This is a genomic window from Microbispora hainanensis, from assembly GCF_006874475.1.
In the GTDB taxonomy this organism is placed as follows: Bacteria; Actinomycetota; Actinomycetes; order Streptosporangiales; family Streptosporangiaceae; genus Microbispora; species Microbispora hainanensis.
The window spans coordinates 98,037-118,858 of sequence record NZ_VIRM01000022.1 but is presented as its reverse complement, the minus strand read 5'-3'; the positions used below and the strand labels follow the sequence as shown (position 1 = coordinate 118,858).

Annotated in this window: 16 protein-coding genes and 2 tRNA genes; 2 read left to right on the top strand and 16 right to left on the bottom strand. The window is 72.5% G+C overall.

Annotated elements, in window-relative coordinates; genetic code table 11:
* Positions 1–57: 57 nt before the first annotated feature.
* From FLX08_RS19410 to FLX08_RS19335, 16 genes are all read right to left on the bottom strand, one after another.
* A complete protein-coding gene (locus FLX08_RS19410; RefSeq protein WP_142620284.1) occupies positions 58–1,533 on the bottom strand; it encodes a PucR family transcriptional regulator in 1,476 nt (491 codons plus the stop codon).
* On the bottom strand, positions 1,517–2,500 hold the full coding sequence (locus tag FLX08_RS19405) for an ABC transporter ATP-binding protein (RefSeq protein ID WP_142620283.1): 984 nt from the start codon (positions 2,498–2,500) through the stop codon (positions 1,517–1,519). Before FLX08_RS19405 ends, FLX08_RS19410 begins: the two co-directional genes overlap by 17 nt.
* Entirely contained in the window at positions 2,497–3,297 is an 801-nt protein-coding gene (locus tag FLX08_RS19400; protein ID WP_142620282.1) for an ATP-binding cassette domain-containing protein, read from the bottom strand. The genes FLX08_RS19405 and FLX08_RS19400 overlap by 4 nt, the downstream gene beginning before the upstream one ends.
* Positions 3,298–3,370: 73 nt before the next feature.
* The gene (locus FLX08_RS19395; RefSeq protein ID WP_142620281.1) at positions 3,371–4,228 is read right to left on the bottom strand and encodes an ABC transporter permease; all 858 of its coding nucleotides are present in this window, start codon (positions 4,226–4,228) and stop codon (positions 3,371–3,373) included.
* The gene (locus tag FLX08_RS19390; protein WP_142620280.1) at positions 4,225–5,241 is read right to left on the bottom strand and encodes an ABC transporter permease; all 1,017 of its coding nucleotides are present in this window, start codon (positions 5,239–5,241) and stop codon (positions 4,225–4,227) included. Before FLX08_RS19390 ends, FLX08_RS19395 begins: the two co-directional genes overlap by 4 nt.
* Positions 5,242–5,243: 2 nt before the next feature.
* A complete protein-coding gene (locus FLX08_RS19385; RefSeq protein ID WP_142620279.1) occupies positions 5,244–6,878 on the bottom strand; it encodes an ABC transporter substrate-binding protein in 1,635 nt (544 codons plus the stop codon).
* 17 nt (positions 6,879–6,895) lie between these two features.
* Positions 6,896–8,464 carry a hydantoinase/oxoprolinase N-terminal domain-containing protein gene (locus FLX08_RS19380; protein ID WP_142620278.1) on the bottom strand — a complete coding sequence of 523 codons (1,569 nt, stop codon included), beginning with the start codon at positions 8,462–8,464 and terminating at the stop codon, positions 6,896–6,898.
* Positions 8,461–9,528: a DUF917 domain-containing protein gene (locus FLX08_RS19375; protein WP_142620277.1), complete on the bottom strand. Its 1,068-nt coding sequence runs from the start codon at positions 9,526–9,528 to the stop codon at positions 8,461–8,463. The genes FLX08_RS19380 and FLX08_RS19375 overlap by 4 nt, the downstream gene beginning before the upstream one ends.
* A gap of 101 nt (positions 9,529–9,629) precedes the next feature.
* On the bottom strand, positions 9,630–10,883 hold the full coding sequence (locus FLX08_RS19370; RefSeq protein ID WP_142620276.1) for an NAD(P)/FAD-dependent oxidoreductase: 1,254 nt from the start codon (positions 10,881–10,883) through the stop codon (positions 9,630–9,632).
* A gap of 116 nt (positions 10,884–10,999) precedes the next feature.
* Positions 11,000–12,529 carry a PucR family transcriptional regulator gene (locus FLX08_RS19365; RefSeq protein ID WP_142620275.1) on the bottom strand — a complete coding sequence of 510 codons (1,530 nt, stop codon included), beginning with the start codon at positions 12,527–12,529 and terminating at the stop codon, positions 11,000–11,002.
* A gap of 81 nt (positions 12,530–12,610) precedes the next feature.
* A tRNA-Met gene (locus FLX08_RS19360) sits at positions 12,611–12,687 on the bottom strand.
* Positions 12,688–12,876: 189 nt separating this feature from the next.
* Positions 12,877–12,953: transfer RNA gene (locus FLX08_RS19355), tRNA-Met, on the bottom strand.
* Positions 12,954–13,051: 98 nt separating this feature from the next.
* Positions 13,052–15,997, bottom strand: a complete 2,946-nt coding sequence (locus FLX08_RS19350; protein WP_280117119.1) for a UPF0182 family membrane protein — start codon at positions 15,995–15,997, stop codon at positions 13,052–13,054.
* A 204-nt stretch (positions 15,998–16,201) separates the two neighbouring features.
* Positions 16,202–17,248 carry a YlbL family protein gene (locus tag FLX08_RS19345; protein ID WP_142620273.1) on the bottom strand — a complete coding sequence of 349 codons (1,047 nt, stop codon included), beginning with the start codon at positions 17,246–17,248 and terminating at the stop codon, positions 16,202–16,204.
* Between the two features lie 43 nt (positions 17,249–17,291).
* Complete coding sequence (locus tag FLX08_RS19340) at positions 17,292–17,717, bottom strand: molybdenum cofactor biosynthesis protein MoaE (RefSeq protein ID WP_142620272.1); 426 nt, start codon at positions 17,715–17,717, stop codon at positions 17,292–17,294.
* 27 nt (positions 17,718–17,744) lie between these two features.
* The gene (locus FLX08_RS19335) at positions 17,745–18,815 is read right to left on the bottom strand and encodes an NAD-dependent epimerase/dehydratase family protein (protein WP_244312749.1); all 1,071 of its coding nucleotides are present in this window, start codon (positions 18,813–18,815) and stop codon (positions 17,745–17,747) included.
* A gap of 82 nt (positions 18,816–18,897) precedes the next feature.
* On the opposite strand from FLX08_RS19335, the gene FLX08_RS19330 reads away from it, so the two are divergent.
* Together FLX08_RS19330 and FLX08_RS19325 are read left to right on the top strand one after the other, a co-directional pair.
* Positions 18,898–20,193: a zinc-dependent metalloprotease gene (locus FLX08_RS19330; protein ID WP_425280630.1), complete on the top strand. Its 1,296-nt coding sequence runs from the start codon at positions 18,898–18,900 to the stop codon at positions 20,191–20,193.
* 29 nt (positions 20,194–20,222) lie between these two features.
* Complete coding sequence (locus tag FLX08_RS19325) at positions 20,223–20,765, top strand: NUDIX hydrolase (protein WP_142620270.1); 543 nt, start codon at positions 20,223–20,225, stop codon at positions 20,763–20,765.
* Positions 20,766–20,822: the final 57 nt, after the last annotated feature.

Here is a 20,822-nt window from a genome sequence, read left to right as displayed (position 1 = left end):
CCCTCACGACGACGAGATCACCGTTGTTGTCCCCCCGAAACAGTCACCGCGAAACAGTCACCGCGAAACAGTCACCGCGAAACAGTCGTGGTCGAGCACCACGTGGCAGGCGAGCTGGAGCGCGAAGCGGGTCTGCGGGTCGGACAGGTCGGCGTCGAGCGCCTCGGCGATGCGCCTGATCCGGTGGGCCACCGCGTTGGGGTGCAGGGTGAGCAGCTCCGCCGCCCTGGTGCGGGAGCCCCAGCTGTCCAGGTAGGCCTTCAGCGTGGGCACCGCGTGGACGCTGAGCGCCCCGAGGCGTTCCAGCGGGGCGAGCATGTCCCTGGCGGCCACCAGCGCGCTGTCGCTGCCGCTCAGCTCCGCGAGGAGCGCGTGCACCCCGAGCCGGTCGAACCGCACCACCTCCCCGGCCGTGGCGCGAGCGGCGGCCGCCCGTGCCTGCGCGGCCGTACGGCGCAGCCCGTCCGGCCCCTCCTGGCAGGTGCCGAGCCCCGCTCCCACCGCGGACGACCGGCCCGGTGTCGACGAGCGCAGCGCCGACGGCCACTGTTTCGACGGCCGCTGGGGATTCGGGAGGTTGAGCGTCGTCCGCTCGTCGGCGGTGAGGAGCACGAGCACGCCGTCCTGCCACCGGGTGACCAGCGGCGGCGCCGACAGCTCGGCCGTCTCGCCGAAACCGAGCGCGCCGGGCCACGCGGCGGCGGTCCCCCGCGCCTCGCGGAGCACCGGATCCGCCGCCTCCGGGGTCGCGTCGCCACCGGGGTCGCGCAGGAAGACCGCGACGTGCCAGCCGTCCACCGGGACGCCCTCGTGCCGGGCGCGGCGGGCGGCGGTCCGGGTGTCCTTGGCGCCGAGCAGGGCCAGCAGCGCGCGCTCGCGAGCCGCCTCCGCCTCCCGCGCCGCCGCCCGCACCCGGCCGAGCGTGGTCGCGACGACCTGGGCGACGATCGCCGCCGCGGGGTCCTCGCCCTCCCAGCACACGTAGCCGTCCGGCCGGCCGCCGACCCGGATCACCGTCGCGTTGGCCCCCGGGTCGGCCAGGCCGGCGACGACGTACGAGACGCCGACGGAGGCGGATGCCGCGCGCAGGATGTCCTCCTCCCCCGCGCCCTCCATCGCGCCGATGCCGTCGATCGCCTCACGCGTACGGCGCAGCAGCAGCCCGGGATCGGCGCGTACGGCCGCGCTGAGGCCGAGCACGGTGTCCGACAGCGAGTGGTCGGAGGCGCCGGCGAGCAGCGCGACCCGCTCCCGCCTGGCCAGCTCCACGATCTCCCGTGTCGTGCCCGAAGGGCCGGGCAGCACGATCCCGGCGAGGCCGCCGCGCCCGGCCAGGCGCAGCGCGTCGAGCACGTCGCACGACCGCATGGCGTGCCGCGACAGGATCGCCAGCGCGCCGGGGGCCGCCGTGGTCAGCTCGCGCATCTCGTCGACGAGGACGACGCTGCCGACCTCCCGGGCGTCCCAGGGCCCGGCGACGAGCGTCAGCCGGCGGCCCGCGGGCGTCCTGAGAAGGTCACTGACGCGGCGCATCGGGGGCCTCACCTCCGTGGGGGACGCGCGGAGCCGAGGAGGCCGGGGTGTGCAGCACCTCCTCCGCGCGATGACATGCCACTTTACGCCCTTCGACCTCACGCGCCTGCGGTGCCTCTGCACTGCAGCGGTCCACCGCGAGGGGGCAGCGCAGCCGGAACGGGCACCCCGTCGCCGCCGCGGCCGCCTCGGTCCGCCCGGCCGCGCGCGGCGGCTCGCCGCCCATGCGCGGCACCGCGTCGCGCAGCGCCCGGGTGTACGGGTGGGCCGGCCGGGTGAGCAGCTCCCCGGTCGGGCCCGACTCGACGACCCGCCCGGCGAACATGACCGACGACGTACGGCACAGCCGCCCCACGACGCCGAGGTTGTGCGTGATGAGCAGATAGCCGAGCCCGTGCTCGGCGGCCAGCCGCTCCAGGAGGTCGAGGATCCGCGCCTGCACGGTGACGTCGAGCGCGCTCGTGGGCTCGTCGAGCACCAGCAGCCGGGGCTCCACGGCCAGGGCCCGGGCGATGGACACCCGCTGCCGCTGGCCGCCGGACATCTCGTGCGGCCTGCGGGCGGCGATCCCGGGGTCGAGCCCCACGTCGGTGAGGAGCGCGGCGACCCTGTCGGCCCGCTCGGCCCTGGACATGCGGTGGTGGGTGGTGAGCGCCTCGGCGATCGACGCCCCGGCCGTCATGCGGGGGTCGAGCGCCTCGCTGCCGTCCTGGAAGACCGGCTGCACGGCCCGGCGGAACTCTGCCCGGCCGGCCCTGCCGAGCCCGGCCAGGTCGCCAGTGCCATACCGGACGGTGCCGGAGCGGGGGCGCATCAGGCCGAGCAGGGCGCGGGCGAGCGTGGTCTTGCCCGAGCCGCTCTCTCCGATGAGTCCCACTCCGCCCTCGTCCACGGCGAGGTTCACGTCGTGGACCACCGCCGTCGTGCCGTAGGCGAGGGTGACCCCCTCGGCGGCGAGCAGCGTCATGCCCCCTCCTCGGCTTCCGGCAGTGCGGGAACGGCTTCTTCGGGCAGTGCAGGCACTGCGGCGATCAGTTCGCGGGTGTAGGGGTCGCTCGGCCGGGCGAACACCTCGGCGGCGGGCCCGCTCTCCACCACGGCGCCGTCGCGCATCACCACGACCCGGTCGGCGATCGTGGAGACCAGCGCGAGGTCGTGGGAGACCAGCAGCACGGCGAGGCCACGCTCGTCGCGCAGCCGGCGCAGCACCGCGACCACCTCGGCCTGCACGGTCACGTCCAGCGCGCTCGTCGGCTCGTCGGCCAGCACGACCTCCGCACCGAGCGCGAGGGCCAGCGCGATGGCGAACCGCTGCGCCTGCCCGCCGGAGACCTGGTGGGGATAGCGGCGCAGAATCCCGGGGTCGAGCAGCACCGCGCGGACCCCCTCCTCGGCCCGCTCCCGGGCGTCCGCGCCCTTGACGCCGTGGCGGGCGAGCGCGCGGCGCATGAGCGTGCCCAGGCGCATGGTGGGGTTGAGCGCGGCCTGCGGGCTCTGCATCACGAGGGCGGCCCGCGAGCCGCGGATCTCCCGCAGCCGGGCCGGGCTCGCCGTGAGCACGTCCACGTCGCCGACGGTGATCCGGCCGGAGACGTCCGCGCCGTGCACGAGGCCGAGCGTGCTGAGCAGGGTGGTCGTCTTGCCCGACCCGCTCTCGCCGACGAGCGCCACGCACTCCCCGGCGGCCACGTCGAGCTCGGGGACCGACGCGATCACCCGGTCGCCGATCCGCACGACGAGATCCCTCACGCTGATCAGACTCATGCGCCCTCCTCGCCTTCGGCTCGGAGTGGCATGCGCCAGACGCTGTGCCTATTGATTCGCTCGCTACGCTCGCTCATCGCGACAGCCTCGCCCTCAGCCCCTCGCCGAGCACGTTGAACGAGAACGCGGTGACCAGGATGGCGAGGCCGGGGAAGGTCACCACCCACCAGTCGGTGGTGAACAGCGACTGGCCCTGCTGGACCATCAGCCCCCACTCCGAGGTCGGCTCGTGGGCGCCCAGGCCGAGGTAGGACAGCGCGGCGGCGGTGAGGATGACCCCGCCGCCGTCCAGCGACAACTGGACCAGCACCGGCGTGAGCGAGTTCGGCAGCACGTGCCGCAGCACGATGAGCGGTGCGGGCACGCCCAGGCAGCGCGCGGAGTCCACGAAGCCCCGGGTGGCCACGGACGCGGCGACCGACGCCGTGAGCCGGGCGTACCACGGCCACCAGGTGACCGCGATCGCCACGATCACGGTGGTCACGCTCGGCTGGAGCACCACGGCGAGCGCCAGCGACAGCAGCAGCGCGGGGAAGGCGAGGAAGATATCGGTCACCCGCATGATCACGTCGCGGGCCCAGCCGCCGGCGTACCCGGCGACCACTCCCAGGCCGACGCCGGCCACCCCGGAGATCGCCAGCACCGCGACGGCGATCAGCAGCGAGGTGCGGGCGCCGAACAGCACCCGGCTGAGCACGTCGCGGCCGACCTGGTCGGTGCCGAACCAGTGGGCGCCGCTCGGCGGCAGCAGCGCCTCCAGGGGATGCGTGGCCGAGCCGCCGTCGTCCGGGTAGGGGGCGATCCACGGCGCGAGCAGTGCCGCCAGCACGACGATGCCCAGCAGCACGCCTCCCGCCACCGCGAGGCGGTCCACCCCCGCCAGGTGCCGCAGCGGCGTACGGCGGAACGTGGTCAGGGCCGGGGCGGTCATCGCGCCCTCACCCTCGGATCGACCACGCCCTGGAGGAGGTCCACGGCGAGGTTGGCGACGACGTACAGCACGGCGACCAGCAGCGTGACCCCGGCGATGGCGGGAGTGTCGAGCGAGCGGATCGAGTCGGCGGCGTACCGTCCGAGGCCCGGCCAGTTGAACACGGCCTCCACGAGGAAGCCGTTGACGATCGAGTAGGCGAAGACGAGCGCGATCAGCGACAACACCGGGTTCAGCGCGGGCCGCAGGGCGAACCGGGTGAGCACCGCGGTCTCGCCGAAGCCGAGCGCGCGCTCCAGCCGGGCGTGGTCGCGCGACGACTCCTCGATGAGGGCGGCCCTGGTCATCTGGGCCACCACCCCGGCCGGATAGGCCGCGATCACCAGGGCGGGCAGCACCAGGTGGGCCAGCGTGCTCGTGAGGATCGGCCAGTTGCCGGTGATCAGCGCGTCCACGGCAGTGATGTTGGTGTAGAGGTGCAGCGGGCTGGTGCGGTCGAGCGACGCGTCGTACTCCCCGGCGACGGGGAACCAGCCGAGCCCGCTGGCGAAGACCGTCTGCAGGGCCAGCGCCAGCCAGAACACCGGCACCGACACGGCCAGCATCGACGACAGCCGCACCGACAGGTCGGGCAGCCGGCCCTTGTAGCGGGCCGCGGCGATCCCCAGCGGGATCCCGGCGACCAGCGCGATGATCAGCGCCGCGCCCACGAGTTCCAGGGAGGCGGGGAACGCCTGGAAGAGGTCGTCGCGCACGGGCTGCCGGGTGTGCAGGCTGGTCCCCCAGTCGCCGCCCAGCAGGTCGCGCACGTAGTTCCACAACTGCACCGGCAGCGGGTCGTCCAGGCCGAACCGCCGCCGGGCATCGGCGAGCTCGGCCGCCGTCGCCTTCGGCCCGGCGTACGCCACGGCGGGGTCGCCGGGCACCAGGCGCATGATGGCGAACGTGAGGACGATCACGCCGGCCACGACCAGGACGGCCTGGCCGAGCCGGCGGATCAGATACCTCGGCATGATCAGGCGCCGGGCTTCAGGTCGTAGACGAACACCACGTTGGGATAGGCCGGGTTGTCCACGTATCCCTGGACCGACTTGGAGTAGGCCCGCTGGTAGTTCTGCACGTACGGCACGGCCACCGCGGCCTGCTCATTGATGATCTTGTTCTGGAGGTCGGCGTACGCCTTCTCGGCGGCGGCCTGGTCGGTCGCCGTGAGGGCGGGCAGCTCGTCGATCTCCTTGTCGATCGCCGCGTCCTTCAGGTAGGAGAGGTTGAACTGCACGTCCTTCTCACCGTGGAAGACGTTGATGAACCACGAGTAGGCGTCGGCGTAGTCGGGGAACCAGTACATGACGAAGATGTCCTGGCGCTTCGACGGGTCCTTCGCCTTGCCCTGGTCCCACTGCGTGGTCCACTGCAGCGGCTTGGCCGACAGCTTCACGTTCAGCTTGTCGAGCGCCGAGGAGAGCAACGTCACCAGCAGCTCCTGGTCGGCGTCGCCCTGGGCGTAGGTCAGCGTGAGGTCGAGCGGCTTGCCGCCGGGGCCGTAGCCGGCCTCCTTGAGCAGCGCCTCGGCGCCCGCCAGGTCCTGCTTCGGCGTCATGCCGGGGATGTTGCCGAGCAGGCCCTCGGGGACCAGTCCGCTGGCGGCCACGCCCGCGCCCTTCAGCGCCGCCACGAGGCCGTCGTAGTCGATCGCCTTCTGCAGGGCCTGCCGCAGCTTCACGTCCTTGAGCGGGCCGTCGGCCGTGTTGAACAGCACGAGCAGGTTCTGGAACGACGGCGTCTGCGAGGTCTGCACCGTGTCGGTGCTCCCCGCCTGGGCGAACAGCTGCGCGTTGAGCCGCTGGACGAACGACACCTCGCCGCGCTGCAGCAGCTGCCAGGCGGTGGTCAGCTCGGGCGTGACCCGGTAGGCGATCTTCTTGTAGTGCGCGCCGTCCCAGCCGCCCCAGTAGTCGTCGAACGCCTTGAGCGTGAGCTCGGTCTCCTTGCCCTTCTGCCAGGTGTCGATCGTGTACGGCCCGGAGCCCGCGTCGTGGCCCTCACCGAACCACTTCTTCAGGTCGCCGGAGGCGGCCGTGGTGTCGTAGACGTACGACGCGTAGCCGGCCGAGGCGATCAGGTCGAGCGGCGCGGGGTACTTGAGCGTGAACTCGAGCGTCGTGGCGTCCTTGGCCTCGATCTTCTTGACCGCGCCCCAGATGTAGGCCGCGCCCTGGCCCTCCTTCATCGTGCGCTCGATCGAAGCCTTGGCCGCCGCGGCGTCCACGGGCTTGCCCGTGTGGAACTTCGCGCCCTCACGCAGCGTGAAGGTCCACTTCTTGCCGTCGGGCGAGGAGGTCCACGAGGAGGCCAGCCGGGGCTCGGCCTTCTTGGTCTGCGGGTTGTAGCGGGTCAGCGACTCGTAGATGTTCTCCATCGCGATGTTCTCGTTGGAATACGAGCTCGCGGGGTCCCAGTCGGTGACGACATCCAGGTTGGGGACGTACGTGAACGTGTCGTCGGCCGTGCCTCCGGCCGCGCCCGCCGAGGAGCCGGACTGCGGAGCGGAGTCGGCGGCGCCGCGGACCTGCCCGCCCGAGCAGGCCGCGGCGGTGACGGTCACGGCGGCCACGGCCCCCGCGGCGAGAAGTCGCATGTGCCAGCGCATGTGAGGGAGTTCCTTTCCTATCCGGCCTGCCGGGCGAGGGGGCCGGCGGCCTTGACGTGCAGGCGCACCGCGGGCTCAGGAAGGTAGCTGAGAGGAATCTCGCTGAGCTCGACGATCTGAACGGTTGCAGGGTCGGCCCCGGCGGCGACGGCCCGTGCGGCCGCCTCCTCCTTGGCGTTGTCGATCAATCTAGCCCTGGAGCTCCCGCCTCCAGAAGCGGGCACGATCGTTTCGATCCTGCCGCTGGCGAGAGCGATGGCCGCGCCCACGGCGTTGGCCACCTCCGCGTGCGCGGGGCGGATCACCTCGCGGGCCCCCGGCACCTCGTCGGCCAGCAGGAACGCGCCGCCGCCGACCGCCACGAGCGGCCGGTCGGCCCGGCCGAGCGCCACCCGGTCCACCGCGTCCGCGACGGCCTCGTCGGCCGCCCGCACGGCCAGGGCCAGCCGCTCGCGCCACTCCTCCGGGACGGGACGGGTGCCGACCGTGCCGCGCCCGGCCGCCACCGCGGCGTCGGTCATGGTCGGGGTCGACCCGCCGAAGACGAGGGCTTCCGTGCCGATGCGGTAGCCCACCGAGCGCGGCTCCGCCCCGACGATCGTGCCGCCGCCGAGCGCGATGGACAGGATGTCGGGCATCCGGAAGTTCGTCGTGACGCCGCCGATCTCGACCGCCGCGGCCGACTCCCGCGGAAAGCCGCCCACGAGCACGCCGAGGTCGGTCGAGGTGCCGCCGACGTCGGCCACGATCGCGTCCGTCACACCCGACAGGTACGCCGCGCCGCGCAGCGAGTTGGCCGGCCCCGAGCCGATGGTCAGCACCGGATAGCGGGCCGCGTAGTCGACGGCCATCAGCGTGCCGTCGTTCTGCGCGAAGAACGTCTCGACCTCCAGGCCCCGCGCCGTGAGGGCCTCGCGCAGCGCGGCGGTGACGTCGCGGGCCACGCCGTACAGGGCGGCGTTGAGCACGGTCGCGTTCTCGCGCTCCAGCAGGCCGAGCGAGCCGATCTCGTGGCTGAGGCTCACCGGCACGTCGCCGACCTCGGCCCGGATGATCTCGGCGACCATGTTCTCCTGGTCGGCGCTCGCCGGGCTGAAGACGCCGGCGACGGCGATCGCGTCGGCGGGCGTCGTGGCCACGAACTTCCTGACCGCGTCCACGTCGAGAGGCGCGATCTCACGCCCGTCGACGAAGTAGCCGCCGCGCACGATCGCGGTTCCGGCCGCGACCGTGTCGCGCAGGTCGCCGGGCCACTCGCTCAGCGGCGGCACGGACGTGGTCGCCGGGGCGCCGAGCCGCAGCACGGCCACCCGGCCGAGCGCGCGCCGCTCCAGGATGGCGTTGGTCGCGTGGGTGGTGCCGAGCATCACCCGCTTCACACGCTGTTCCATCTCGGGATCGGGCAGCTCGGCGAGGACCGCGTCGAGCGCGGCGCGCAGGCCCTCGGTCACGTCGGGGCTGGTGGGCCGCTTGGCGGTCGCGATGACGCGGTCGTCGTCGTCCAGCACCACGGCGTCGGTGTTGGTGCCCCCCACGTCGATGCCGACCCGCAGCGTCGTACGGTGTTCTCCGGTTCGCTCGCTCATGCGATCTTCTCCACCGGCAGGTAGTCCATGTCGTAGCCGAACGCCCGCGGGCCCGCCGTCTCCAGACCCTTCGGCGTACGCCACAGGGGGTCGCAGGGCCAGGCCAGCACGGTCACCCGCTGGCCGTACCGGAGCCCCTCGGTCTGGATCGCCGTCGCCGTCTGACTGTCGACCACCGTGATCAGGTCGGGCACCATGGCCCTGACCCGGCCGTCCTCGACGGCGACGAGGTTCTCGTTCTGGATCTCCAGGGTCAGCGTCCTGCCCCGGTCGTCGCCGGTGCCCTCGATCGTCGCCGTGCCCCGGGCGAACCCGCCGGTGGTCCTGCGCTCCAGGTCGGCCAGCTTGCCGGAGATGAGCCGTACGGCGCCGAGCTCCGCGGTCAGGGTGGCCAGCGGGTCGGCGGCCCCCTCGGTCGCCCGGCCGACGGCGATGGCCCGGCTCACCGTGCCCTCGATCACCGCGCCCTCGCACTCGCGCGCGGTCAGCACGTAGTCGGCCATCAGGGCGCTCGACCCCGCCGCCACGCAGACGGCACGGGCGATCCGCTCCGACCACAGGCCGTCGACCGGCCGGATCGTCACGACGTTGCCGACGACGTCGGTCATGACCACGAGGTTGGCCGGGATCCCGGCCACGTACATCGAGACCATCTGGACCTCGGGGAACGCCCGGCCCATCGCGTCGGCGTCGAGCAGCGGCAGCCCCAGCCTGGCCGCCCAGGCGACCGGGGCGACGCCGTTGCCGCCGCCGATCTCCGAGGACATGACCGCGGCGGGCGGCCGGCCGAAGATGCGCTCGATCTCCTCGGCGATCCTGACCGGCTCGTCCGAGCCGTGGACCATCTCGTTGCTGACGGTCGGTGCGCCGATTCCGGACAACGGCAGCACGAGGGCGTCGTCGGGCAGCTCGTCCAGGGTGATCAGCGGCACCTCGCCGTGCTCGCGTATGGCGCGCCGGGCGGCGATGGCGCCCGGACGGACGTCTCCGCCGCCGCCGGTGCCGAGCACCGCGCAGCCGCGAGCCAGCGCGGCGACGTCCTCCAGTGTTATGCGGGCCTGCATGCGGGGGAGCCTTCACCACCGGGCGGTCCTGCATCAATGTCACCGGCGACCACCGGTCGGACATTTGTTGTCGTATCACGACAACAGCCCGGCGGCCGGCGTCAGCGCAGCGGGTCGAACTCCCGCAGGACGGCGGGCTGCTTGCCGGTGGTGATCCGCTCGGCGAGAAGCCGCCCGGTGGCCGGGCCCTGGGCCATGCCCCACATGCCGTGCCCGCCGGCCACGTAGATCCCCGGGGCGCCGGTCGCGCCGATCAGGGGCCGCCCGTCCGGCGTGACCGGCCGGGGTCCGACCCACACGTCCGTGCGTTCCTCCCAGCGCACACCCCGCAGCAGGGGACGGGCCGAGGCGATGATCGCCCGCAGCCGGGCCTCGACGGCCGGAGCGTCCGGGTCGCGGAACTCCATCGTGCCCGCGACGCGCAGCCCGCCCTGGTAGGGCGTGCACGCCACCCGCACGTCGGGCAGGTAGATCGGGCCGGGGACGGGGTGGTCCACCGGCACGGTGAACGAGTAGCCGCGGCCCGCCCGCACGGGGACGCGTACGCCCCAGCGGCCCGCGAGCCGCGACAGCCACGCGCCGGTGGCCAGCACCACCGCGTCGGCGGACAGGACGGCGCCGTCCCGGCCCGCCACGACGGCCTTCCCTGCGTCGCCGCGCACGTCCGTGACCTCGAAGGTCTCCACGGCGGCGCCCCGGGCGACGACGGCCTCGCCCAGCGCGTGCACGAAGCGGCCGGGGTCGACGTAGCGCTGCCCGTCGATCCGCACGCCCGCGGTCAGCGCCTCCGAGGCGAGCGGCACGGCCTCGGCAAGCCGCCGCGCGTCCAGCGCGGTGTGGTCGACGGGCTGCCCGGCCTCCGCCATCCTGCGCAGCTCGTGGAGCAGGCCCGCGGCCTGGCGGGGCGTGCGGAACCCGGCGGTGATCGGCGCGTCCTCGACGGGGGCGGCCACGCCGTTGGCGGCGAGCACCTCGTACGCCTCGATGCACTCGTCGTTGAGCGGCAGGTTGGCGCGCACGGCCCGGGTCCACGACGACCATCGGCAGTTGGCGGCGAAGCGGGTCAGGAACGCCCACAGCCCCGGATCGACGGTCGCCGGGACGTGCAGCGGCGCGGCCGGGTTGAGCAGCGAGCGCAGGCCATAGCGCAGCACCGAGGGCTCGTTCAGGGGGATGGCCAGGCCGGGCGCGATCCAGCCCGCGTTGCCCCATGACGCGCCGGCCGCCACGCCCCGGCGGTCGACCACGGTGACCTCCACACCGCGTTCCTGCAGGAACCACGCGGTGGACAGGCCCACGATCCCCGCGCCCACCACGACGACCGACCGCGGCCACCCGTCGACGCGCTCGGACATGCCCCACCTCCACACCAGACGACTGCTTGCCCGGCCAGCATCACCCGTACGGCGCCGCGCGCCGTTGTAGCGGCCGCACAATCGCGGCGCCCCTGTTGTGGATTTCGGACAGCCTCCTACTCGTCCTCGGCCGCCAGCGTGATGACCATGGCGAGGCGCTTGCGCGGGTCGTCCAGGTGCAGCGGGGTCACCTCGCTCATCCGGCGCAGGCGGTTGCGGACGGTGTTGACGTGCACCCCGAGCCGTTCGGCGGCGGCCAGCAGATCGCCCTGGGCCTCCAGCCACGCCCGCAACGTCGCCACATAGTGGGTGTCGTAGAGGACGTCGTGCCGGCGCAGCGCGCTCACCGGCCCGCGGGCGGGGACGCGGCCCGCCCGGGCCGCGGCGCGCAACCGCTGGAGCAGGATGTCGTCCCACGACTCGTCGTAGGCCGGCGGCTCCGCACGGGAGGCCTCCCTCTCGTGCAGCGCCAGGCACTCCTCCGCCTCCCGGCGGCTCGCCGGCAGCTCCGCCGCCTGGGCCGCCGCCCCGATCCCGGCCGCGACGCGCACCCGCGGCGGCAGCCCGGCCGCCAGCGCGGCCACCCACTCCCGTGCCACGGCCGCCCCCGCGCCGGGCAGGACCGTGTAGAGCGTGTCGCCGAGCAGCGCGCTTCTCCCGGGCCTGGACCAGCCGAAGCCGGTGGTGGCCTTCTCGAAGGCCAGCAGGAGCATGGCGTGCGGCTCCTCGGAGGTGTGCGTGCGCACCGCGACGACCCGCATCTCCCGTGTGGGCAGCCCCAGCCGGCTGACCACGGTCGCCGCGTCGGCGGTGCCCTCCAGCAGCCGTACGACCAGGTCCGACTCCACCTGCCGTTCCAGGTCCGCGCTCGCCCTGGAGCGCAGCAGGTGCAGCGCCACGGTGCGCGCGCCGTTCGCCAGCGCGGTGTGCCGCGCGCCGGTCAGGGGGCTGCCGCACGTCACCCACACCGACCCGAGCAGCTCGCGGCCGGCCCGCACCGCCACCGCCATCCGCCCGGTCATGCCGTGCGACGGGTCCGGCTCGACGAAGATCGGCTCGTCCGTCGCCGTCAGGCGGGCGAACACCCCGCGCTCCCGGAAGACCTCGCGCAGCCGCTCCGGGACCTGCCGCACCAGGATCGTCTCCAGCCGTGCCGGGTCGCCCGCCTGCTGCGACCGGGAGTACGCGAGCACCCGCGAGAGCGGGTCCTCGATGGTCACGGCGCCGCCGACGGCGTCCGCCAGGCTGTCGGCCAGCGCGAACAGGTCGGTGGGCCCCCGCCCCGACTCGGTCTCCCGCCCTTCGAGCACCAGTCCGTAGACCACGCCGACGAGGTGGCTCCACGAGACCGCGGGATCGACGAGCAGCACCGCCACGTCGTTGCTCTCGCCGGCCACGGCCGCCTCGCGCGCGGTCTCGGCGCCCGCCCGCACCAGGACCACCGCGGCCTGCGCCGCGACCGCCCACCGCACCGCCTCGGTCACCGACCCGGCCCCCACGGCCACCAGCACGTCACCGGTGACCCGGCCGTCGGTGGCGTCCGGCATCGCCACGCTGCGCAGCCGCGCCGAGCGCCTCTCGGGCCGCCCGCACAGCCGCACGCCGTACGCGCCCAGCACGTTGACCAGGCGATCCAACGTGATCATGCGCTACTCCCGCACCGGACCGAACCCCGTGGAACGCCGAAGGCCCGGTCTCCGTTTTCCGGAGGCCGGGCCTTCGTCTCTTGGTAGCGGGGACAGGATTTGAACCTGCGACCTCTGGGTTATGAGCCCAGCGAGCTACCGAACTGCTCCACCCCGCGTCGTTGTGTTCAAAGCTTACCCCCGGTTGGGAACGGGTGCCAAATCGTTTGTGGTGACCGGCCCCGTCGCCGACCGCGTCAGGCGCTCGCCCGGGGTGAGCGACCAGGCGGGCCATCCTCGGAAAAGACCAGAGGCCTCGGAAAAGACCAGAGGCCCGGTCTCCGTTTCCGGAGACCGGGCCTCTGACGTGGTAGCGGGGACAGGATTTGAACCTGCGACCTCTGGGTTATGAGCCCAGCGAGCTACCGAGCTGCTCCACCCCGCGTCGGCTCTATGAACACTATCCTGGCATCGCGCGGGAGGCAAACCGGAACCCCGCGCCCGTCGGGACGCGGGGCTCCGGATGGCTCAGCCGCCCGTGTCTCAGCCGCTCGGTGCCGGGCTGGCAGTCGCACCGGCCGGTGGGCTCCCGCTCGCACTCGGACTGGCGCTCGGGGCCGGGGTCTGGGACGCCCCGGTCTTGAGCTTGGCCAGATCGTCCAGCGCCTTCTTCAGCGAGGTCTGCGCGTCGCCGTACGCCTTCCAGTCGGGCGGGTTCGACGACAGCGCCTTCTGCGAAGCGTCGTACGCCTGCTGGGCCCGGTCGAGCGCCGACGTCAGCGCGGACGAGCTCTCCGGCGGGGTCACCTGACCCGGCGGCTGGTTCGCCGTCTCGTCGGGCGTCTGTTCCGGTGGCGTCGCCACGGTGCCGCCGAACACCTGCTCAAGCGCGTTGCTGAGCGTGGGGCCGAAGCCGACCTTCTCGCCGTACAGGACGAGCACCCGGCGGAGGGTCGGATACTTGCCCGAGGTCTCCGCGCGCGGCTGGATGTAGACCGGCTCGACGTACAGCAGACCGTTGCCGAACGGCAGTGTGAGCAGGTTGCCGTACAGCACGTCTGTGCCGCCGCCGCGCAGCAGGTTGAGCTCGGTCGACACCGTCGTGTTCGACTCGAACAGGTTCTGCGCCTGTGGCGGACCCTGGATCGCGGTCGTGCTCGGCAACTGGAGGATCTCCAGTGGCGGGTTCGGCGTGGCGGCCGTCGCGTCGACCGCCATGAACGCCGCCATGTTCTGCCGCTGGTTCGGCACGAACGTGGTCGTCAGCGAGAAGCGCTCGGTGTCGCTGCCGGGCATCTTCATCGTCACGTAGTAGGGCGGCTGCTTGCTCTTGCCGGTCGCCGGGTCCTCGGGGACCTTCCAGAAGTCCTGACCGCCGAAGAACGCGTTGGCGTCGGTGACGTGGTAGGAGGTGAGGATCTCCCGCTGGGCCTTGAACAGGTCGGCCGGGTAGCGCAGGTGGGCGCGCAGTTCCTCGCTGATCTGCGAGGCCGGCTTGACGACCCCGCCGAAGGCCTTCTCCCAGGTCTTGAGCACCGGGTCGGACTCGTCCCAGGCGTACAGGGTGACCGTGCCGTCGTAGGCGTCCACGGTCGCCTTGACCGAGTTGCGGATGTAGTTGATCTCGTCCCTGGGCACCTGCGGCACGCCGAGACGGCTCGACTGCACGTCGGTGGTGAGCGACTCCAGGCTCTTCCGCTCCGAGTAGGGATAGGAGTCGGAGGTCGTGTACGCGTCCACGATCCACACGATCCGTCCGCCCACCACGGCCGGGTACGGGTCGCGGTCCAGCGTGAGGAACGGCGCGACCTGCTGGATGCGCTGCACCGGCTCCCGGTTGTAGAGGATGCGGGACTCGGCGTTGATGTTCGAGTTCAGCAACAGGTTGGTCTCGCCGTACTTCACCGCGTAGAGCAGGCGGCGGAAGAAGTTCCCGACCGAGACGCCGCCCTTGCCCTCGTAGGTGTTGTTGACCTGGCCGGTGTTGTTCTGCTGTGCGTCGCCCGCCTGTCCCTGCTGCGGGTAGTCGAGCTCGATCTTCTTGCCGGTCGTGGGACCGCCGACGATCGAGTAGTCGGGCGAGTTCTCGCCGAAGTAGACGCGGGGCTCGTAGTCGCCGAGGTCGCCGACCGGCGGGATGTCGCGCTCGCTGAACTCCGGCAGGCCGCTGCTGTCCACCTTGTTGCCGGGCGCGGCGACGAAGCCGAAACCATGCGTGTAGACCAGGTGGTCGTTGATCCAGTTGCGCTGCCCGTCCGGCGGGCGGCCGATCTCGCGAACCGCCACCACCGTGTCACGCGGCTTGCCGTCGACCGGATACCTGTCGATGTCGAGCTGCTCGGGGAACTGGTAGTAGCCCTTGATCTGCTGCTTCTGCTGGAACGTCGGCGACAGCAGGCTCGGGTCGAGCAGGCGCATGCCGGGGATGGCCGACGCCTCGGTCTGCAGCACGGAGGCGTCGGTGTCGGTCTTGGCGCTGTACTCCGTGACCTTCGCCGTATTGACTCCGTAGGCTTTTCGTGTCGCGTCGATGTTGCGCTGGATGTACGCCTGCTCCTTGCTCTGCTGGTTCGGCTTGACCTGGAACTGCTCGACCAGCGAGGGATAGACGGTGCCGATCAGGACCGCCGACAGCACGAGCAGCCCGAACGCCACGCCCGGGAACATCCCGCCCGGCCTGATGACGCCGGCGAAGAAGATCAGCGCGCAGATGAGGGAGATGACCGCGAGGATCCCCTTGGCCGGGAGCACCGCGTGCACGTCGGTGTACGACGCGCCGAAGGTCTTGCCGCGGTCGGAGAAGACCAGGCTGTACCTGTCGAGCCAGTAGGCCGCGGCCTTGAGCAGGACGAACACGCCGAGCAGCACCGACAGGTGCCCCCTGGCGGCCCGGGTGGCGTGCACTCCGCCGGGCGAGGAGATCCGGAACCCGCCGTACAGGTAGTGCACGATCACGGCCGCGATGATCGACAGGACGACGGCCGTGAACAGGAAGTTCAGCAGCATCCGCAGGAACGGCATCGTGAACACGAAGAACGACAGGTCGAGGCCGAACTGCGCGTCCTTCTGGTTGAAGGGCGTGCGGTTCACGAACTGCAGCCAGGTCTTCCACAGCCCCGCCGTGGACGAGCCCGTGAACAGGGCGAGGACGCCCATGCCGACCAGGAAGACCAGCCGCCGGTGCGGGTCGAGCGCGACCCGGTAGCGGTCGGCGCCCTGCGGCGCCCCGAACATCCCCGGCCCGAACATCGGGCGGGTGCGGTGCGCGAGCACCATGTTGCCGCCCACGATGGCGATCATCAGGGCGGCGCCCACGATGAACAGCACCACCTGGGTGATCAGCATCGTGGAGAACACCGAGGAGAAGCTCACCGAGTCATACCAGAGGTAGTCGGTGTAGATCCCCGAGAAGACCAGCAGTAACACGACGATCGCCACGACGGCGAGCAGCACGGGTATCAGAAGGCGCGGCCGTCGGGGCAAGCGCACCGCCCGTCCGGCTCCGGGGCTCCGGAAGCTCAACGCTCAACCCCTTGTCTCAGATTGGCAGGGCCATGATTGTCAGAGGGCAACGGTCCGTGCTTGGAAACCTACACCGCGATTGGCGTGGTCGTGGTAACAGATCTGATCGTTATCACGACGCCACGTGCGGACAGGACGAGCAGGTCACGGCCCCGCGCCCGGGTCGTACGGTCAGCCGGCCGGGCAGGCGGGGACCTCGCCCTTGTGATCGCGCAGGGCGTCGATCGCCTTGATGGCGCCGTCCAGCGTCTCGACCCGCACCAGGCGCAGCCCGGCGGGCGCGGCCTTGACGGCGTCGGCGCAGTTGCCCGCTGGCGTGAGGAAGACGGTCGCCCCGGCCCGGCGCGCGCCGACCATCTTCTGCTCGATCCCGCCGATCGGGCCGACCTGTCCGGCCGGGTCGATGGTCCCGGTGCCCGCGACCGACATGCCTCCGGTGAGCGCCCCCGGCGTCAGCTTGTCGTAGATGCCCAGCGAGAACATCAGGCCCGCGCTCGGCCCGCCGACCTCGCCGACGCTGATGTCGACCTTGAACGGGAACCGGTAGCCCGAGCGCATCTGGACACCGACCTTGGCCTTGCCGTCGTCGCCCGCCACGGTGCCGACCTGCACCTGCGTCGAGGCGCCGGAGCGCTTGACCGTGAACGTCACCTGCTCGCCGGGCTTGCGGCTCTGCACGGACGAGGCGACGGACGAGAGCTCTCCCACCGTCTTGCCGTCCACCGCCGTGATCTCGTCGCCCGGCTTGAGCTTGCCGTCGGCCGGCGTGCCCTTGTCGGTCCCGGCGACCGTGATCACCTTCTCGGTGGGGATCTTGAGGGCGTTCAGCGCGGCGGCGGTGGCCGACTGCTGCGAGTCGGTCATCTCCTGTGTGTTCTGCTCCTGGACCTGCTCGGCCGAGGTGGACTTCGGGAACAGCGTCTCCTCCGGCACCACGGCGACCGTCGGGTCGAGCCAGCCGCGCAGCGCGGTGATCAGGTCGAGACGGTTGTCGGGCCCGCCCTGGTAGGCGACGGTGACCAGGCTCAGCCTGCCCTGGGTGGGATAGGTCTCATGACCCGAGATCGTGATGACCGGTTTCCCCTTGACGTCCCCGATCGTGTTCTCGGTGGGTCCGGGGCTCAGCACGACGTACGGCACCGGCAGCATGGCGCCGATCACGGCCAGCGCGAGCGCGAGGAATCCCGCGACCAGCAGGGTCAGAGCGCGTCGGGACATGGACGAACTCTATGCGTTCCGGGCTCCGGGCATTCCGGGTGCATCAGTCGCAGGCGCCGACCCACTCGGCGTCCCCGTCGGCGAACACCTGGTGCTTCCAGATGGGCACCTCGTGCTTGAGGTCGTCGATCAGCCTGCGGCACGCCTCGAACGCCTCGCCGCGGTGGGGGCAGGCGGCCGCCACGACGACGGCGATCTCCCCCAGGCGCAGGTCGCCCACCCGGTGGACGGCCGCCAGGGCGGTGACGGGGAAATCCGCCGCGACCTTCTCCGCGACCCTGCGCAGGCGCTCCTCGGCGGACGGATGCGCCGAGTAGGACAGGAGTGTCACCGGCCTGCCGCCGTCCTGCTCGCGCACGGTGCCGACGAAGACCGCGGTGCCTCCGGCGGCGTGGTCCTCCACCGCGCCCAGCACCTCGTCCACGGACAACGGGGTGTCGCGAATGCCCAGCAATCGGATGACGTCCACGTCACCGAGGGTAGTGCCTGCGGCCCGTCAGGTGCGGCGCTTGCGGCGGGCGGCCCGGACGATCGCGGCGGTGCCGATGACCGCGACGGTCGCGCCCGCCGCGGTGATCGTGGCCTCCTTGCCCGACAGGCGGCGGCCGACGACCGCGTGCCTGCCCTCGCACAGTTCGAGCAGCTCCCGCAGCGCGGCCTCGTTGGTCCAGGCCGGCTTCCAGCCCGCCTCCCGCAGCGCCACGCCGTCGACCACCCAGGGATAGACCACGTAGTGGAGGTCGGTCGCGGCCGTCGGCGTGATGCCGAGCCGGTGCAGCCGCTGCGCGGTGCCGAACGTCAGCCCCGCCGGCAGCTCGAACCGCTTCAGGCCGGAGATCTCCTCCACCTGCTCCATCTCCAGCCAGCCCTCGGAGCCGACCGCCACGACGCCGCCGACGCGGCCCAGGGCGGCGGCCTCCAGTGCGGACACCAGGTCGTCTACGTGGCAGAACTGCCAGCGCGGCAGGCAGCCCTTCACCACGAGCAGCCGCGGCGCCTCGAAGTGGCGGGTGATGACGGTGTCGACGCCCGGCCCGACCAGGGCGGCGGGCCGCAGCACGATCACCTCCAGGCCGGGGTGCGCCCGCAGCGACCGCCGCGCCAGGGCCTCGATCTCCAGGTGGTCGCCCACCAGGCCGGTGTCGGGCTCGGCCGCGACCGGCGCGTCCTCGGGCAGGGGCACCGGGTTGTCGGCGGCGGCGCCGTACACCATCGCGCTCGTGACCAGCACGACCCGCCGCACCCGGGCCGCGGCGCAGGCCGTGAGCACGGTCTGGGCGGCGCGCAGGTTGTAGCGGCGGCGCGCGGCGGGGTCGGTGTCGAGCGACTCGTCCGTGCCGAGATGCACCAGGACGTCCACATCGGAGATCCGGTTCGCCAAGAGCGGATCGCGAATGTCGAGGACCCGCCAGGTGACGTCCGGGGTGTCGCCGCGCTGCTCGTCGATGGCCACGACGCGGCGGAAATCCGCAGACGAGGCCACTTTCGCGAGGAACGCCCGGCCGAGACCGGAGGCGGCGCCGGTGACGGCGACGACGGGGGGACGCAGGCGTTTCGAGGTAGGCACGAGGTCCTCACTTTGCACTGATCCGCCCCACGGCGGATAACGTGGCGGATGTGGACTCCTCCATCCTGCACGAGGTGGCGCGGTGACTGACCTGCCAGGTCGCGAAAACGACCCCAACGACAACCCGTTCGCCATGTTCGGCAGCCCGGAGCAGATCGCCGCGGCCATGCGGCAGTTCGCCGACATGCTGTCGGCCTCACCGGAGGCCGGTCCCGTCAACTGGGACATGGCGAAGAACATCGCACGGCACGCCGTGGTCGCCGAGGGCGATCCGAGCGTCATGGAGGGCGAGCGACGCCAGATCGTCGAGGCCCTCAACCTGGCCGACCTGTGGCTCAACGAGGTGACCACGCTGCCGAGCGGCGTGACCACCCCGCAGGCCTGGAGCCGGTCGGAGTGGATCGAGAAGACGATCCCGGTCTGGAAGCAGCTGTGCGATCCCGTCGCCGCCCAGATGGTCGAGACGATGGGCGGCACGCTCGGCGGGGCGGGCCTGCCGCCCGAGGCGCAGGCCGTGGCCGGGCCGCTCATGGGCATGCTCCGGCAGATGGGCAGCATGATGGTCGGCCAGCAGATCGGCCAGGCCCTCGGCTCGCTCGCCCGCGAGGTGGTCGGCTCCTCCGACATCGGCCTGCCGCTGTCGGACACCGCCGCCCTGCTGCCCGGAGGCGTGGCCGCGTTCAGCAGCGGCCTGGAGACGCCCTCCGACGAGATCCGCCTCTACCTGGCGCTCCGCGAGGCGGCGCACCACCGGCTCTTCCAGCACGTGCCGTGGCTGCGGGCGCACCTGCTCGGCACGGTCGAGGAGTACGCCCAGGGCATCACGGTGGACGTGTCCGCCCTGCAGGACAAGCTCCAGGGGCTCGACCTCAGCGACCCCGAGCGGATCCAGGAGGTCCTGGGCGGCGGCGAGCTGCTCAAGCCCGAGGAGACCGAGCGGCAGAAGGCCGCGCTCATCCGGCTGGAGACCGCGCTCGCGCTGGTCGAGGGCTGGGTGGCCACGGTGGTCGACGCCGCCGCCGAGGGCAAGCTCCCGTCCGCCGCGGCGCTGGCCGAGACCGTACGGCGCCGCCGCGCCACGGGCGGCCCGGCCGAGCGGACCTTCGCCACCCTGGTGGGCCTGGAGCTGCGCCCGCGACGGCTGCGTGAGGCGGCCGCCCTGTGGAAGGCCCTGGACGCCGAGCGCGGAATCGAGGGCAGGGACGCCGTCTGGGGTCACCCCGACCTGATGCCCACCGCCGACGACCTGGACAACCCCGAGTCGTTCGTGAAGGGCGAGGCCGAGTGGGACCTGTCCGCGCTGGAGGAGCCCAAGGAGCCTGAGGAGCCCAAGGAGCCCGGCTCGGGTGAGGCGACCGGCGAGGAGTCCGGCAAGTAAGGCTGGGCTGCTGTCGGTAGGCTGCGCCGGTGAGCCTGCATCGTGACGCGCAAGCCGTACTGGCCGGATGGGTCGCGCCCACCCCTGAGGAGGAGCGGCTCCGCGAGGAGTTCCTGACGCACCTGCGCGGCCACGAGGACGCGATGTGGCGCGAGTGCGCTCCCGGCCACCTCACGGCGACGACGGCCGTCCTGTCGCACGACGGCGAACGGGTGCTGCTGACCCTGCACCCCAAGGCCGGGATGTGGCTGCCGATGGGCGGGCACTGCGAGGCGTCCGACACGACGCTCGCGCAGGTCGCCCTGCGCGAGGCCACCGAGGAGTCGGGCATCGCCGGGCTGACCCTGCTGGACGGCCCGCTCGCGCTCGACCGGCACAAGGTCTGGTGCCACCCGCCGCACAGCTGGCATCTCGACGTCGAGTACGGCGCGGTCGCGCCGCCGGGGGCCGAGGCGGTGATCAGCGACGAGTCCCTCGACCTGCGCTGGTTTCCGGTGGAGGAGATCCCGGAGCTGAGCGACGAGGCGACGCGGCGGCTGGCCCGCCGCGCCCGGTCGCTGTGCCGCGCCTGACGCCCGCAGGGTGTTCACCCTGTGCACGGTTCGCGCACGTCTCCCTTACGCCGCGTT